Origin of the sequence: Microcoleus sp. S13_B4 (assembly GCF_036700885.1) — a bacterium.
Taxonomy (GTDB): domain Bacteria; phylum Cyanobacteriota; class Cyanobacteriia; order Cyanobacteriales; family Microcoleaceae; genus Microcoleus.
Genome location: NZ_JAUBPU010000017.1, coordinates 68,597 through 84,864, shown reverse-complemented (window position 1 = coordinate 84,864; position 16,268 = coordinate 68,597). Strand labels below are relative to the sequence as shown.

Annotated in this window: 14 protein-coding genes; 4 read left to right on the top strand and 10 right to left on the bottom strand. The window is 46.0% G+C overall.

The genetic code is table 11. The features are described from left to right. Positions 1 to 224 precede the first annotated feature (224 nt). The 4 genes from obgE to QT994_RS12515 form a co-directional block, all read right to left on the bottom strand. Positions 225 to 1,265, bottom strand: a complete 1,041-nt coding sequence (gene obgE, locus QT994_RS12530) for a GTPase ObgE (RefSeq protein ID WP_333174911.1) — start codon at positions 1,263 to 1,265, stop codon at positions 225 to 227. 603 nt (positions 1,266 to 1,868) lie between these two features. Continuing rightward, complete coding sequence (locus QT994_RS12525; RefSeq protein ID WP_333174908.1) at positions 1,869 to 2,762, bottom strand: Mo-dependent nitrogenase C-terminal domain-containing protein; 894 nt, start codon at positions 2,760 to 2,762, stop codon at positions 1,869 to 1,871. 418 nt (positions 2,763 to 3,180) lie between these two features. After that, positions 3,181 to 4,254, bottom strand: a complete 1,074-nt coding sequence (locus QT994_RS12520) for a class I SAM-dependent methyltransferase (RefSeq protein ID WP_333174906.1) — start codon at positions 4,252 to 4,254, stop codon at positions 3,181 to 3,183. Between the two features lie 423 nt (positions 4,255 to 4,677). Next, complete coding sequence (locus QT994_RS12515) at positions 4,678 to 4,989, bottom strand: 30S ribosomal protein PSRP-3 (protein ID WP_293181450.1); 312 nt, start codon at positions 4,987 to 4,989, stop codon at positions 4,678 to 4,680. A 177-nt stretch (positions 4,990 to 5,166) separates the two neighbouring features. On the opposite strand from QT994_RS12515, the gene QT994_RS12510 reads away from it, so the two are divergent. Beyond that, positions 5,167 to 5,955, top strand: coding sequence for a TIGR01548 family HAD-type hydrolase (locus tag QT994_RS12510; RefSeq protein WP_333174904.1), 789 nt, complete (start codon positions 5,167 to 5,169; stop codon positions 5,953 to 5,955). Positions 5,956 to 6,026: 71 nt separating this feature from the next. On the opposite strand, the gene QT994_RS12505 is transcribed toward QT994_RS12510, so the two are convergent. Beyond that, positions 6,027 to 6,845 carry a tetratricopeptide repeat protein gene (locus tag QT994_RS12505; RefSeq protein ID WP_333174902.1) on the bottom strand — a complete coding sequence of 273 codons (819 nt, stop codon included), beginning with the start codon at positions 6,843 to 6,845 and terminating at the stop codon, positions 6,027 to 6,029. Between the two features lie 81 nt (positions 6,846 to 6,926). Here QT994_RS12505 and QT994_RS12500 point away from each other — a divergent pair, with 81 nt between their 5' ends. Then, complete coding sequence (locus QT994_RS12500) at positions 6,927 to 7,676, top strand: cobalt-precorrin-6A reductase (RefSeq protein ID WP_333174899.1); 750 nt, start codon at positions 6,927 to 6,929, stop codon at positions 7,674 to 7,676. 59 nt (positions 7,677 to 7,735) lie between these two features. Here the strand turns inward: QT994_RS12500 and QT994_RS12495 are convergent, their stop codons facing one another. Beyond that, positions 7,736 to 8,932, bottom strand: coding sequence for a CapA family protein (locus QT994_RS12495; protein ID WP_333174896.1), 1,197 nt, complete (start codon positions 8,930 to 8,932; stop codon positions 7,736 to 7,738). A 158-nt stretch (positions 8,933 to 9,090) separates the two neighbouring features. Here QT994_RS12495 and QT994_RS12490 point away from each other — a divergent pair, with 158 nt between their 5' ends. Both QT994_RS12490 and QT994_RS12485 read left to right on the top strand, forming a co-directional pair. Beyond that, positions 9,091 to 10,068, top strand: coding sequence for a hypothetical protein (locus QT994_RS12490; protein ID WP_333174893.1), 978 nt, complete (start codon positions 9,091 to 9,093; stop codon positions 10,066 to 10,068). Between the two features lie 79 nt (positions 10,069 to 10,147). Further along, entirely contained in the window at positions 10,148 to 10,708 is a 561-nt protein-coding gene (locus QT994_RS12485; RefSeq protein ID WP_333174890.1) for a Uma2 family endonuclease, read from the top strand. 117 nt (positions 10,709 to 10,825) lie between these two features. Here QT994_RS12485 and QT994_RS12480 read toward each other — a convergent pair whose 3' ends face one another. From QT994_RS12480 to QT994_RS12465, 4 genes are all read right to left on the bottom strand, one after another. After that, positions 10,826 to 11,221 (bottom strand): SH3 domain-containing protein, encoded by a 396-nt coding sequence (locus tag QT994_RS12480; RefSeq protein WP_333047554.1) that lies wholly within the window; start codon positions 11,219 to 11,221, stop codon positions 10,826 to 10,828. Positions 11,222 to 11,302: 81 nt separating this feature from the next. After that, positions 11,303 to 13,162 (bottom strand): N-acetylmuramoyl-L-alanine amidase, encoded by a 1,860-nt coding sequence (locus QT994_RS12475; RefSeq protein ID WP_333174887.1) that lies wholly within the window; start codon positions 13,160 to 13,162, stop codon positions 11,303 to 11,305. A gap of 188 nt (positions 13,163 to 13,350) precedes the next feature. Further along, complete coding sequence (locus QT994_RS12470; protein ID WP_333174885.1) at positions 13,351 to 15,036, bottom strand: NAD(P)-binding protein; 1,686 nt, start codon at positions 15,034 to 15,036, stop codon at positions 13,351 to 13,353. A 206-nt stretch (positions 15,037 to 15,242) separates the two neighbouring features. Further along, positions 15,243 to 15,863, bottom strand: a complete 621-nt coding sequence (locus tag QT994_RS12465; protein WP_333174882.1) for a prepilin-type N-terminal cleavage/methylation domain-containing protein — start codon at positions 15,861 to 15,863, stop codon at positions 15,243 to 15,245. Positions 15,864 to 16,268: the final 405 nt, after the last annotated feature.

The following is a 16,268-nucleotide window of genomic DNA, read 5'->3' as shown; positions in this document are numbered from 1 at the left end:
CCGTCAAGCCTCCAAAAAATATCATTTCAGGCATCGACCTGTCAAGAGGCAAAATTTTCAACAACCCTCAAAGCTATACACAGCAATAATTTCAGCGTTTCCGTGAACCTATAGTTTCAGCATAGAGGCTCAAACCCTTGCCGCACAAGCCATACAGCCTAAAGATTTGACCCCCTCAAACAAACACCTACCAATTCACGGAAATTCCAGGAACCGGAAAGCGATTAAACACTCGCCACTGCTAACTGTTCCGCCGCCTCTTTCTCGTTCATCTCGTCGAGTTTTTGCCAAACTTGCTGCATCAATTCATCCAACCCAACTCGACTCACAGCGGAAATCAACAAAACAGGAGCACCGCTAATTTCTTTAAGTCGGCTGATTAAATTACCGATTTCTTCGCTTTCGAGATCGATCGCATCTACCTTATTAAAAGCCAAAATCTGCGGTTTATTGGCTAAACCACGCCTGTAAGCCTTCAATTCTTCCTGAATTGTGACATAATTGGCGATCGGATCTTCATCCGTAATATCGATCAAATGCAGCAACAACCGAGTCCGCTCAATGTGCCGCAAAAACTCGTAACCCAAACCAGCACCTTCGTGCGCTCCTTCAATCAATCCCGGAATGTCTGCAAACACTGTACCGTCGCCAGTCGGTTTTCTGACTACTCCCAAATTCGGGACTAAAGTTGTAAACGGATAATCTGCTATTTTGGGGCGAGCTGCAGACAAAGCTGAAATTAAGGTGGACTTGCCAGCATTTGGCATCCCAAGAATTCCCACTTCTGCTAATAGCTTCAATTCCAAACGCAAAAATTTGTGTTCTCCTTCTTTTCCAGGCATCGCATAATCTGGAGCGCGGTTAGAATTGGTCAGAAAACACTTGTTCCCCAAACCGCCTTTGCCGCCTTTAGCTACGCAAAAAGTCTGTCCGGGCGTCACCAAATCTGCTAAGATTGCCTGAGTTTCCGCGTCGTAAACAACTGTACCGCAGGGAACTTCGATCGTGCGATCGTCCCCACCGGCACCGGTCATATTTTTCGGCGCGCCCCGCTTCCCGTCATCGGCTTTAAAAATCCGGTTGTACTGAAAATCTAGCAGCGTTTGCAGGCTTTCCACCGCCACCATATACACGGAACCGCCTTTGCCACCCGTCCCGCCAGAGGGGCCGCCCGCTGGTACATACTTTTCTCTGCGAAAAGCTACCATACCGTCGCCGCCTTTGCCGGCTGCGACTTGAATATCTGCTCGATCGATAAATTGCATAATTTAGTCAGTAGTCAATAGTCAGTGTCAATAGTCATTAGTTATTATTATACCAGATGCAAGTACCATATCCCCCTTTTCCTTTAGTCCAGGTCGGCGGACGACAGCCAAGTTTAGTCGCGATTTGCTGTTGCCGGAAAAATATAATTATACCAATTCTGAAAAGTAGTGCAGATTCAGAGATTGTACGCGAGCATCTGTAGGTAAATGACACTGCCGTGTCCGGCTCCAAAATCTTTTAATAATGTTTATAAGAAGTTGAGGATGATACCAAGACTTTTGTTGAATTAGTAATATCAAAGCAGATTTGATATTAACAGGACTCGCCCACACAACATGAATTAACCGTGTTTTTCTACTGGGGCGGATGGATGTAACGATGTTTTGTCCTAGAAAAACCCGCTTTTTGCATCCTGGAGTAATTAGTAGTCATTGGTTAATAATTACACTCATTAATCCAAGATTTCACAAGAATGACCAATGACTACTGACTACTAACTATAGCAATCCTCGCATCATTTGTGAATTTCTTACTCCCTCCCCTTAATAAGGGGAGGGTTGGGGTGGGGTAAAAAGTTTACGACTCCTGCAAGGATTGCTATACTAACAATATATCGATACATCTTCCTTACATTCATCTGCCAAATAGCAGAGAGCTCGAAAGCGCATCCCGACTAACTGTTCGTAAAGCGGGTTAATCTGGCACATCGCGGGAATATGGACGATTTTGCGACCAAATAACACGACATCTCGCTCAAACGGACACTGGGGCGGAATAATTTTACAGACGAAGTGTGCCAATTTGGGGTCGTGAATTTCCCAGGCGTCAAGCCAGTCTTTGACTGGTTGCAGGACATTTTTGTGGTGAGGTTTAGGTAGCCGAGATGAAAGGGGTGTTCCGGCGACGGGGGCGACATTCGCATCAAACACTATTTGACTGCTGGGCCCCTGCGGATCGGACTTGCTCTGTTGTATCGTTTGTCGGAGAGCTTCGATCGCCTCTACATTGTGACCCAAAGCTGTGCAAAAGTTGTGGATTACCTCGTCTTCGCTGAGCGAGTATGTACCGTCTGCCAAGGCTACCATGACTGCTGTCCTCAAAAAATCCTCGCCCTTGGCGGTGTCTTCCCCTAACATAGCGGCTAATTCCTCTGGGGCAATAGGTTCAAAACCCGCCTCAAAAGATAGCGGGTGTAGTTCATCCTGAGTTAGATTTGCAATCATTTTTTGCTCGTCTTCGTCAAAGTTGCCGTCTGCCCAAGCAATTGTCAGCAATCCCCGCAGCCAAGCAGTAATCTCTTCATTTGTGCAGGAAGATTTAGCGTTACTCATTAGCATTTCCACTTGGATGTACCAGTCAATTTGTTCGTTTACAGCGGACTCAATATTCCCCTCCAAATAATTTTTATTGGTTTTGTGGTCGATGGATGATCTATTTGTAGAAGGTTGGTGCCCGAAGATTGCTCCAAACGCTTGTAGTGGACGTGTTAAAAGCATATTTGTTTCTCAGCAGCATCGCTGACTAGCGAGCTAATCTATTGGTTAATCCTATTCCCTAAAAAGTCATCTATCGGAAGGAATAGGTTTGTTGAATTCATCTTAACTCTTGTTGCACCCATCGAGATGACGATCGAATTTTATGCAAGCCCGATTGCCATTAGCCACCCAATTTTTCGCAAGAAATAAAAGGTTGACCAGCGTTGAATCTAATCAGACACTGGGTTTGTCACCCAGGGGCGATCGAACTTCGCTCTCTTTACATTTTAATATATATTTTTGTAAATTTTTCTGTCCAGGCTGGACAATATTAACAGCGAGCCTGATTTTAGCTGTTTAAATAAAAATATCTGAGGAAACTGTTACTGAATGTTAAGAGTTGTGATTGCTGTGTCCGTTTAGAACCGACTGATTTTTTTTAACTGCGGCGGCACAAAATCCAGCGCAATTCCATTGGCGGGCGTGCGTTTGCCATCGGGAAGACATCTCGACCGGTTGCCCAACTAGAAAACCAGGGCGTCGGTGGCCAGGCTCCTTCCGGCAGGTGGTGGCGTTCGTACTCAAACACCAATTCGTCGGATATTTGGACTAAAGGCAACCCTTCCATGGCAATGGCGAGTTCTTGGGGCGTAAATAAAGTAGACCAAGAGAGTTGAGCAACTTGTCGCACTAGGGCATCAGGCTGGTAGTCGCCGACAGTTAAAAACGTGCTGAACAGCAACAGGCCCCCCGGACACAGGGAATCGCACATTTTAGCGAGGAAAAGCCGTACTTGATCGCTGTCTCGAAAATGTGAGATGACTTCGGCGGCAACTGCCAACTGGTAGCGGGCCGGTTTCATCCGCATTAAGGGATCGAGCACATCGCCTTCAGTCACTGTCACGGGAAGGTTTTCGGCTGTTACTGCCGCTTTCAATTGTTCTGCAAAAGCTGGAGTTAGCTCGATCGCATCCACAGAATAGCCCAATCTCGCCAGGGGTAAGGTATTGCGGCCGGTACCAGCCCCCACATCCAAAATCCGCACTCGATCGGGTGTGCCCAATTTAGCAGCCGTTGCCATCAATTTTGCATCTGGATGAGAGCCGAAAAGCGGAGGTTCTCTCGTGTCTACCCAGCTTTTGTACTGTTCTCCAACTGTTGAGGTAGTAACAATCACTTTGCAAGCTAAACCAGTTTGTGGCGGCTGCACTGATTCGTATTGCAGGATCAACATCGATGCTGTGGAGGTGCGGTAGCCTTGTTCTAACTTGGTGGCTAAAAGCTTGCTGAGTTCGTCTCTGCGGTCTTCGGGCAGGGGTCTGTCCAGAGTGCTAAATAGCTGTTCTATCGACTTGAGATAGTGGCTTAGCATTCCCGGGACGCAGGGGAAAACTAATTCTCCGCGAGCGATGATGCGAGTATTAATTTTGTAGAGGATAGCTTGCTGGAGAATGTCGGGATTTACTACCAGCGGTAGCTGTTCGGTCTGGTTGATTGTACTTTCGGCGCCCATAGATTCCGCGAAGAAGGAAGAAGGAAGTTCGGCAACGAAGCCGTGTACAAGATTTAACAGAGGGATTTTGAGGTTGGAGGTTGGAGGGAAGGCGGTTGAGAGCTGACTGTACAGTTTAATAGTAGAAAAAAGCCGATTTTAGATTTATTTGGTTTGATTGCTTAGTCTTTTTAGATTGTAGAAAATCCGATTTGAGAGCTTTATTTTGGATAAATCTCAAATCTCAAATCTCAAATCGACCAAGCCCAAAACCCGAGTAGATCCCAAAATCGGAGTTAATATCAATATAAGCTGTAGCGCATTTAAATTGTATGTTTCACGGCGAGGTGGAAAAAGCGTCAAATCCTCTCGCCTTCTCCCCTCTCTCCTTCCCCTCGTCAGCCATAACAGGCAATTTATATGGGTAGCAACTTAAAGCGGGGCTTAGTTGCTGCCGGTAAAAGTCACTTCGGGGAACTTTGACTGAGCTTCAGTCATTGGGCGCCGTCTGCCTTCCTCTTGCCAGTAGTTGATTACTTCTGTAGCTTGGTTGAGGACTTCGACGCGATCGTTGTCAGCAATCCAGTGTTTGGCTTCGAGTTCGTTTTTGAGTTCTTCCCACGCATCCTTGCGGGGCCAGAAAAAGTAAGCTGTCAGCGGGCTAGTTCCTTTGCCGACAACTTGGTCAACGGCGAGGGCAACATTCTCTTCTAGCCAGAGAACTTTTAAGATGAACTTGGACAAGCAAACCTCCAGGGTTCCGATCGAACTTGTTAAAAATTTCTACAATCGCTAAGCGTAGCACACTCTGTTCGATAATTGGTCATCGACCATAAAAACTTTTGTGGCACGGCTGGTTTTAGCGCCACTCAGGGGCTGGCAACAGATAAAATTTGGGTTCTCACCGGCCCTAGGTACAAGGATAGTTAAGTTGTGAACAGAGTTATTTTAGTCTTCGACATTGACGGTGTGGTGCGGGATGTGTCCGGTTCCTACCGGCGGGCAATTGCGGATGCGGTGGAACATTTCACGGCGGGTGCTTTCCGCCCGAATTCTCTCGATATCGACTCTCTGAAGTCGGAGGGAGTGTGGAATAATGACTGGCAGGCGTCTTTCGAGTTAGTTTGCCGTTATTTTGAGGGGATTGGGCGGAATCGCAGCGAACTCGCTCTCAACTATGACGAATTAGTGACTTTTTTCCAAAGTCGCTATCGCGGGCCCGATGATAAAAATTGGACTGGTTACATTTGTAGCGAACCGCTGCTGTTAAGTCCGGCTTACCTGGAAACTTTAACTGTCGGGGGAGTTGTTTGGGGCTTTTTTAGCGGGGCGATGCGAGGTGAAGCTGCTTACGTTTTGCAAGGGAAACTGAGTTTAAATTCCCCTGTGTTGGTGGCGATGGAAGATGCACCGGGAAAACCTGATCCGGCTGGACTTTTCGCCGCAATTGAACAGTTGGAAAACCTGCACGGTTTAGAAAAAAATTTGCCGGTGATTTACGCCGGAGATACTGTTGCGGATATTTACACGGTTGTGAAGGCGCGGGAAGTGCAACCACATCGGGTTTGGCTGGGGACTGGAATTTTGCCACCTCACGTTTTGGATGATTCTGTGCGGTGCGATGCTTATGCTGCTGCGCTGAAAACTGCTGGTGCAGCAGCGGTTTTCAGGAATGTCGAGGAGTTGACGGCTGCGAGAATTCGAGAATTAGTCAGTTCTTAGTTGTCAGTTGTCAGTTGTTGAAATAACCAATAACCAATAACCAATGACAACCGCCAACTGTCCCTTTGAGATTATTTCAAGTGCAAGAATTTGTCTAATGCACTGACTGCAACAGGCGGCCAGCGGCGGTTATTGGCAACCCAATCGAGGTCTTTGTAGCGGGAATCGAGGCCGACTGCGGCTACCCAATTGCTCTCAGCTTCGCCGCGATTTCCGGCTTCCCAAAGACAGGCGGTGAGGGCGGCTCTCATGTCGGCAAATTGGGGGTATCTACGGACGATATTTTTCATGTTGCGAATTGCTTCTTTGGTTTGCCCGTTTTGATAAAGTGCGAGGGCATGGTTGGCGCGGGCAAAGGCGTATTCGGGGGCTAATTCAAAGGCTTTGCTGTAGTCGGCAATTGCTTGTTCCCATTTTCCTAAACCTGCTTCAGCGTTGCCTCGGTTGTTGTAGGCGGCTGGATCTTTGGGGTCTAATTCTAGTACATGATTGTAGTCGGCGATCGCTTCTTCCCACCGTCCTAAACCTTCTAAGGCGGTGCCACGGTTTAGGTAGGGATCGGGGGCATCGGGGGCTAGTTCCATTGCTTTTTCGTAGTCGGAAATAGCTGCGGTGAGGTTGTTTTGGCTGACTCTAGAATTGCCTCGGTTGCTCCAAGCGGCGGCTTGTGAGGGAAATTTGTCAATGATTTGAGTCCAAAAAGTTTCAGCGGCGGGAAATTTGCCTTCATTTGTAGCTTCAAAAGCTTTTTGAACGAGTTCTCCCAATTCTTGCTGCGGATCGGTGATATCTGTTGGTTGTACTTGTGCGGCAACGGGCGCGATATTTCCCAACCAAACTAACCCGGTTACAATTAATACTGTAAAAAATGTCAAAAATGAGCGAATCATTGTTGTTGGCAGTTTAAACTTTACTAAACATATTATTAACCGAAATTGCGGGCGTTGCTTGGATAAGTTAGGAGTAATTGGGTGAAAAAACGGTTGCTAATTTTGGGCGGAACGGGGGATGCTGCGGAACTGGCGGTAAGAGCGTCTCAAATCGCTGAAATCGAGGTGGTATCTTCGCTAGCAGGACGCACTCAACAGCCTTTTACCCCAAAAACGGGTACGGTGCGAATTGGGGGGTTTGGTGGGGCGGCAGGGTTGGCGGAGTTTTTGCTCGATCGCCCGATCGACTTGTTAATTGATGCTACTCATCCGTTTGCGGCTCAGATTTCTGCCAATGCTGCTATTGCTGCTGCTGAATGTAATGTGCCCTATTTGATGCTGGTGCGTCCAGCTTGGGAGAGGGTGGAGGGCGATCGCTGGATTGAAGTTGCCAGCCACTCGGAGGCTGCAAAGGCTTTATTAGGGCAGTCTCAGCGGGTGTTTCTCACCATTGGTAGGCAGGAATTGGCTGCTTTTGCGGGTTTGGATGCTATTTGGTTTTTGATGCGGGCGATCGATTCTCCTGCACAGAATACTCCCATTCCTAACGGTAAATTGTTATTAGCAAGGGGGCCTTTTTCATTGGAAGACGAGCATAAATTACTATTAGAATATCAGATTGATACAATTGTGAGTAAAAACAGCGGGGGATCTGCTACTTATGCGAAAATTGTTGCGGCTAGGGAACTGGGAATTCCGGTGGTGATGGTGCAGCGGCCGCAGATCCCCGCTGTTGAGCAGGTTGCTGATGTCGCAGGGGCGATCGCTTGGTTAATTAAGCAGTTGAATTGAATTGAACCGCGAAGACGCCAAGGACGCGAAGGAAGAGGGAGAAGAATTGCAATTACCAATTACTCTGATTTCTGCTGAGTATTCAAAGAGTTAAGATGATTGTTCATATCTCGCAAATATTTTGCTAATACTGGATACTGCGAACTTGCTAGTAGTGCATCTTTTTTCTTGCTGACAGTTGTTTCTAAGGGCAAAACGCGATAGTTTGTTTTATTGTTTTGAGTATAGCGGTGTACCCAAGTCGGAATAGTTTTTATGCTGGTAATTTCTGTGGTTTTTTCGGGAAAGTTTTTGCGAATATTTACTTGTAAAATTACGCCTAAGTCTGTATAATTTTTAGTCTGAGCGGAAATGAAGTTTCCCATTGAATAAATTGCTACAGCTTTGCGGGTTTTCCCATTTTTGCCAGGAAACTTAAATATTTTGTAAGGTTGGACGACGTGGGGATGGCTGCCGAGAATGATGTCTGCACCAGCTTTTAATAAGTTTTCTACTAATTGTTTTTGTTGGGTGTTTGGCTGTCGCTCATATTCATTGCCAAAATGCAGGGAAATTGCGATAATATCTGTTCCTTGTTTTCGGACTTTGGCAATGTCTTTGACTATCTTTTTTTCGTCGATTAGGGAAACTAAGTAATCTTTGCCTTTGGGTATGGGAATGCCGTTTGTGCCGTATGTGTAAGCTAGTATGGCTAGTGAAATATTGTTTTTGGTGCTGATTAAACTGCGTGAAGCCTCAGCGGTAGATGTGGCTGTTCCTGTGGAAGCAATTTTGCGATCGCTCAGATTGGCGATCGTCCTAATTACCCCTTTTTCTCCCCGGTCTAAAGCATGATTGTTGGCGGTTGTCAAGATATTAAATCCGGCTTTTTTAGCAGCATCTGCTAATTGAGCCGGGGCGTTAAATAGCGGATATCCCGTATATCCGCCCGCATCTTCGCCCGCTAAAGGTGTTTCGAGATTTCCGATGACCCAATCGCCTGTTGACAGGATACTTTTAACTGGTGCGAAGAAACTGTCAAAATTGTATGTTTTCTTTTTTGCGTCGTAGCCCGAGATCGTTTGGGTACTGTGCATCATGATGTCGCCGACAGCAATTAGTTTTGCTTCTTTGATCTCAGACTTTGGTTTGGCGGGAACAGGGGTTGCTATTGGCGATCGACTTTCTGTAGGCTGTGTGTTGGTTTGTGGCGTTTGGATATTGCAACCTGCGATGGAAAGCATGGCAATTAGCGAGAGCAACCGACGAAAATTCATGATTTTTGAGAGTGATTTGTCGGCTTATATGGTATCATGACCAGGACTTAAGCAAATAACATAAGTCTGTCCTTGCGAACGGTAGTGAAGCAATCGCAGCATCTATTTTTTATTGTTCTACGTAAGTCCTGATAACTAAATTAGTTGCAACTAAATAAATGACTAATAAATATCTAATTATTGCCTTTATTGTTTTTGTATCAATTACGGGTTTTGGTGTTTTAACTTACGCTCAAACTTCGGGCGATAGACCTTTTGAATTTGCCTTAATTGGCGATTTGCCCTACAGTGCCGAACAGGAAGCAAAATTTCCGAGTTTGATTGCAGATATCAATCGATCGCCCGCAGCGTTTGTAGTCCACGACGGCGACATTAAAAACGGTTCTAGTGTCTGCGATGATGCAACTTTTGTCAGTCGCAAGCACTTATTTGACAATTTTGAGATACCGTTTATTCTTGCCTATGGTGACAATGAATGGACGGATTGCCACCGTTCAAATAACGGCAGTTACGATCCAGTAGAAAGACTCGCTAAAGTGCGAGAAATCTTCAGCCAGGGTAATCAAAGTTTGGGAAAGCGCACCTTAACTCTCACCCGTCAAAGCGAAAACCCACAGTTTGCTAAATACCGCGAAAATGTTCGCTGGATTTATCATGGCGTTGTGTTTTTGGCGATTAATATGCCGGGAAGCAACAACAATCTTGGCCGCACTCCCGAAGCAGATGCAGAATATGCCGATCGCAATTGGGCTAACTTAGCCTGGATCAAAGAATGTTTTGCTTTAGCCAAACGCAGCAACAGCAAAGGAATTCTGTTAGTTGCACAGGCCAATCCGGGATTTGAACTCGATCCGACGGACAAAAGAAGAAGTGGCTACAACGATTTTATCGCAACTCTGGAAACAGAAACAGGAAATTTCCCAGGGCAGGTTGTATTTGTCCACGGCGATACTCACTATTTCCGCATCGATAAACCTTTACCCCATTTTACCGATGAGACTCAACTACCGAGAATGAAAAATTTTACTAGAGTTGAAACTTTTGGTTCTCCAAACGTGCATTGGTTGCGGGCTTTTTATGACCCGGAAAATCCTAATTTGTTTGAATTTAAACAGCAGATTGTTCCGCAAAATTAGGCTAGATAACACAATTATTAGGCAAGATCAATATTTTTTTAGCTTACCCTGAAGATAGGTAGAACCGAGTAATTTATTTATGACAATCGCAACTGGGCGCCTCACGCTGGAAGAATTTCTGAAACTGCCAGAAACCAAACCAGCCAGCGAATACATTGAGGGGGAGATTATCCAAAAACCTCTGCCGAAAACAAAGCACAGCTTATTGCGATTAAAAGCCTGCAACGAAATTAATCAGGTGACGGAAACTCCAAAGATAGCTTACGCTTTTCCAGAGTTGCAGTGTACCTTTGACGGTCGATCGATTGTTCCAGATATTGCGGTACTATTGTGGGAACAGATTCAATTTGATGAGAGTGGCGAACCAGTAGATGATGTGCTAATTGCACCGTATTGGGCGATCGAAATCCTGTCGCCACAGCAAAGCTCAAATCGCGTAACTAGAAAAATTATTCACTGTCTTCAACATAATTGTCAGTTGGGGTGGCTAATCGATCCAGACGATCGATCGATTTTAGCGTTTTTGCCCAACCAACAACCGCAATTCTGCGAAGGTAGCGATGTGGTTCCTGTACCCGAAATGATTCCCCTGAATATCACCGCCGAACAGGTGTTTAGCTGGTTGAGAATGCAACAATGAATCAGGGCGATCGTCTTTTGTGTACCACTTTTAAAAATCTCCCGGTGTGGTTTGTAGTCAGGAATGCAAGTCATCATCAAAACTCAGGAATGAAGTCCTTACTACAAACTAAATTCCCTATTGCCGCCACCTGTCAAATTGGTCTTCGGAACAGCCATTAATAAATTGATTGTTCACCCAACCGTCAAGGATTGTAAAAGTTTCATTAGGAGGATTACCCGAAAATCTAGCGGCAATTTTCACCCACTTACCTTGTCTGCTGACAGCCCTAACTCCGTCTCCCCTTTTCAATTTAGCAACAACCGGGTACTGATTGCCTGGGCCTTTGCGAATGTTAACAGCGCCACCTTCACCTGTAATAAACGAGCATTGAGTTTGCTTTTTTAAAGCTTCTGCTTTTGCGGGAGCCAGGCTTTGCTGCTTGCCGAAAACAGGAAAGCTGTAAAGTGAGAAGCTAAAACTTGCAACGACGGCTGCAATAAAAAAGGCTTTTGATTGAGTAAAAACTAGCATTATTTCATTTCCTTGGATTGGCTGAACTGAAGTCCTGACTATGATTTTTTTGAGAAGGGCTTCAGTCCTTACTACTAACTGTTATTTGACTGAGGCAAACCATTCGGTAACACCTTGGGCGATCGCCTCAGCTAATTTCTTTTGTTCTGTCGGATTCACAATCCATTCAAATTCTTCGGGATTGATCAGAAATCCCAATTCCATTAAAACAGATGGAGCAACGGCAGGACGAGTCATGGCTAAGTTGTTCCAGAATACACCATAGCTCGGACGGTTCAACTTGGCAACTAAATAATTGTGCAAAAAGATTGCCAAACTGTGGGCTTGCGGGTGAAACCAGAAACCGGCGACGCCTTTAGTCTTAATGGCATCCCCGTTATCCGGCAAAGCATTGTAGTGAATTGAAATTGCGATCGCAGGTTCTTCTTTTTGAATCATTTCCACCCTCGGCGGCAAATCCAAATCGACATCTTCTACCCGCGTCATTACCACATTTGCGCCCCGATTCACCAATTCCTGTTGCACCAATTTCGACACTGTTAAAGCTACTGTTTTTTCCCTAATTCCCACTGGACTCACAGCACCTGAATCCTCCGGCCCGCCGTGTCCCGGATCGATTAGAATCTTAATTCCCGATAAGGGTTTTGCTTGCGAATTCGGCATCATGCTTGTATTCGCCGGCGGGTGTTTTAAAGACAGCACTAAAGTTGTGCCGTCGTATCTCAGCTTATAGCCCCACTGCTGGGCAGATTTGAGATTAAAAGTGTATTGTACTTGCAGTGGCGAGATTTGTTGCCATTCCAAACGTGAAATTACCGGGTCATCAGAGACGCGAATAATGTCAGTTTGAGCGGTAGTATTGTACAGCGTTAAAGTGAAGGTGCGTTCTCCTTCTTGCACGGTGACTGGGACGGGTGTTTCTAAGGGAAATAACACCTCTGTCCAGCCGGAAACTTGACGCGAGCTGGCGCTGCGAATAATCGATCGCGGAGGCACTGAATCCTGGATAATTCGCACTTCCGAGGCTTTAATCCAAGCACCGTAATCGAGTCGGAGCCATTCTCCCTCGCGCCCGATAATTGTTGCTCGCGTTCCCTTCGGCAGCGGTGTCATCCGAGAAAAATCTGTACTCGCTCCGGTTCTGGCGACACCAGGGTCTGCTGTTACTTCGGCTATTTCTAAGTCAGCCGGAGAAAGAATAGAAATCTTGCCAGTACCTTGTTGGCTGATAGTTTTATCGTTCATTGTTAGCTCAAATACAGGCACTCCTAAATCAACTTTTTCAGCCTTCGGTAGCGAGGAGTTAGACTCATTGCTCCCCGTTGCCAAGGGAGCCTTAGACTCATTGCCCCCTGTTGGCAAGGGGGGATTGGGGGGGGTTTTAGCACAGCCTTGATACTGTTGGCTGCCGCCTTTTTTGATCGGGGAGTTTTCCCCTAATAGTACAGATTTGTTGTCGGGTAGTTCGACTTGCGATCGCGCTTTTAAAGGAATAGTAATGCCCGCCAATTTTACCGAAACTTGAGCATTCGCAGGTGCGATCGCCCCAAAGCAAATATATTCTCCCGGCAAACTCGCCACATCGACTTTGGGCGTTAGGGAATCTTTAGCAAAAGCGAATCCTACAGGGGCTTCCGGCTGATTCGACTCCCGCGTCACCTTAATTTTGACTTCCTGATTTTGGTAACGCAATGTAAAGAGATTTTCGCCGAGTTGCAGCGGAAAAGTCGGGGCGAAATGGCCGGATGCGGTGCGCGAAATTTGGTTGCCATTTACTAACACTTGTCCCGTTGCGGGCGCTGTGCCGATTAAAAAGATGCGATCGGCTGTAGTTTTGTGGTTAGCGGGAGGGTAAGCGACGAACAACGGTTGAACGGCAACAGCTACAGAGGCGATCGCCATTATGAGACCAAACACACATAATGCTAAAAATTTTCTCATTCTATATGGCAACTAATTGAGACTCTGTTGGTTATTTATACTCGAACTTGCGCTAAACCCGGGAGAAATCTGGGAAGAAACTTAGTTTCTGAGGATTAGCCGTAAGTCCAATTTACTCTACTGGCTCAATTTTATCAGGTTTGAGTTGCAATTGAGCGTTCGGCAACATAAATTTCCGCGTCAAACCCTTAAGTTTTAATTAATTCCGAGGTCGTTCTCCACAGTTGATCCAACCGATTCGCCGGCATCGTCAAATACAAAACATCCCCTGTACTCAAACAACAATTCAGTAAATCCCAGCCATGGAGAGTTTGACACTTAGTTTCTACATAAAGAGGCACAAAATCCGCAGACTTAGCAGCATCTTGAATGCGCTGGCCGCAGAAAGGATGTTTTGGCGTAATCAATGTGGCCAAGCAAACCCATAGACTGTCAGCAGTCATTCCGTTGCCCAAAATTCTGCCTCCAATCGCCGCCGCCGCGAAAGCAGGGGCCGCCAATTCTGTCGGGTTCAAAACTCCTTCAAACTCAAAAACTTGCTGCACCATCAAAGCAAAATGGGGGTCTTGATTGCGGACTATAACTGATAGTTTGGGTGCCAATCCTTTAGCGCTCAAGGCAATTTCGACATTAGACATATCGCTGCTAGTAACAGCCAAAAGTGCTGTCGCTTGCTTAACATTAGCAGCTTCCAAAGTTGCGGGCAAACTGGCACTTCCCTGAATGACCGGAATTTTCATTGAGCGAGCCGTGTTCAGAAACCGGCTGTTCGGATCTTGCTCGATCACCACAATATCGTAACCGTTAGTGTGCAGTTCTTTAGCAATTTGGATACCCATTCCTCCGAGTCCGCAGATAATGTAATGATTGCGCTGCGGAACTCGCGCCACATCCCAATATTCGGTAAAGCGAGTTCCCAATACATAATCGTTGAGCAGTGCGTAGCAGATGCCGATGATTCCGGCTCCAACTAACATCATGACGACGGTAAATAGTTTAATGCTTTCGGGAGCTTGTTCGGCTACTTTTTCATGGCCTCCGGCTCCGGTAATCATCCCTACTGAAAAATAGAGAGAATCGACAATTGAGATATTATCGTCAACACAAATATAGGTAGCAGTAGCAACGGCAATCATTGACAGCAGCGTCAATACAACAATTACTGCTGCTTGGCTGTGCTGCTGAAATCTGTGCAGTCTAGTTACTGTTTTGAGCAGTTTTTGAGTTAAAGTTTTTTGGGGGCTGTGGAGAGTCGGCTGAGTGGCAACAATTAGCCGATCGCCCTGCTGACACTGCCGATCGGCAAGCACCGCCGATACTAAATCAGTTTTGTTAGCAGCGGGCAGATAATAAATTAACATTCGCGATCGATCGTCCCACAAATCGCTCAGTTTGCGATTTTTCCAAGGATGTGTTTCATCGATATATTCTTCGTGAATCGGCCAAGTGCGATCGAATAAACGCAACTGTCCTATCGCCTGACTTCCGAGAGCCGCAAAAGCAAAAACCGGAGCCGCCAACGATGAAACGCTCATGGAAGAGTGATCGGGCAAAGTGTGGTCAATCCTGTCGCCCAAGCTAGTATTGAACAATCTGTTGATGATGCGAATCTGAGGATTGAGAATCCTCGCTTGCATCAAAATTGCCAAATTTACAGCATCATCGTCTGCTGCAATTACTAAAGTGTGAGTGTTTTGAATGCCCGCCGCCAACAAGGTAGAAGCTGCTTGCAAATTACCAACAACCACATCAGAAGTTTCGCTGCGAATAGGGCGATCGCTAATACCAACCACAATCGCTCCTTGCTGTCTCAACAAACAAAAAATCTTGTGTCCCGTGTGGCCCAACCCGCAAACAATGATTCGAGGTTTCATAAAAATTTATTGGCCAGCCAATTTCGGAGCTGTCCTTGTAGTTTTATTTACCATTGTTGACTGTCGTGGCTTTGCAGAATGTAGCTAAAAACACTATCTAGGATGCTTGTGTCACAGTCTCGAAGTTTTGGAAACAAGGACACGGCAGTGCCGTTTCCCTACTCCCAAAATAATCGTAGCTTGCGGGGAGGCACGCCATCGCCCTGTTAGTAACAATATCTTTTGTTTTCGTTGGGTTTTGATTGTCTTTTGGAGGTGCGTTTATGTCCTAGGAGGGTGGAAATGATGATGCAGCGTTGGCTGTTTCTTAAGTTGGGATGATATAGCGTTAGGGTTCCTTTGGCTCTTATACTCGTTAGGGTGCAGTCGTGGTCGCTTCGAGATACAGGGCAACCTCTGTGATTGAACATGACTCGCCGGATTGTGCCGTTTTCTTTTTGCTCGTTGTTTTCATTTACTTGGAGCACTGTTGTTTCATCTGGATCTATTTGAATTTGCGGTTCTAACTCTTTCCATTGGTTGGCTGGTATTTGGGCTGGGGGAATGTCGGCTGGGTGAACGGCTATTTGTACGTTTTGTCCTACTTGTTTGAAGCTGGCTTGCCATGAAATTTTGTCACGTTTGGCGTTGCTGTGGGCAAGTTCCATTGCCGAATAAGCCCGATCGACTGATACCTTCAACCGCTGGTTGTTGATGAACATTAGCCAAGAGGGGGTGACGATCGCAGAAAATATCCCTATGATTAAAATAATTATCAATAGCTCAATCATTGTAAAACCTGCGGCAGGTTTAGTGGCTCTGCCTTTGAGCGTTTTATATATTGACACGTAGATGCACTCCCTGATATTTAGCTGGCCTAAAAAAACAGCTAGGAGGAGCTATTTTTTCTTGGGTATATTTTAACTTTTGGGTTGGGTGAGTGTGTAGATCGGTATTTACTGAAAATTTATGCGAATTTAAATGCGGGTAAGGAAACGGTAGTCAGGAAATCGGGGTAGGGAAACGGCACTGCCGTGTCCTCTATATCCCAATACGGTTCAGTTAACACTGTTAATTCCCCGGAGATCCCCCTCGCATCCCCCTTAAGAAGGGGGACTTTGAGCAACTTCTTGTCCCCCCCTTTTTAAGGGGGGCTAGGGGGGATCGGTCTTATCTGAACCGTATTGCTCTGTATCCTGTCTGCAATCCGAAACGATATCTCTACAGCAAATTTGTCGATCGGCCGATCGCAT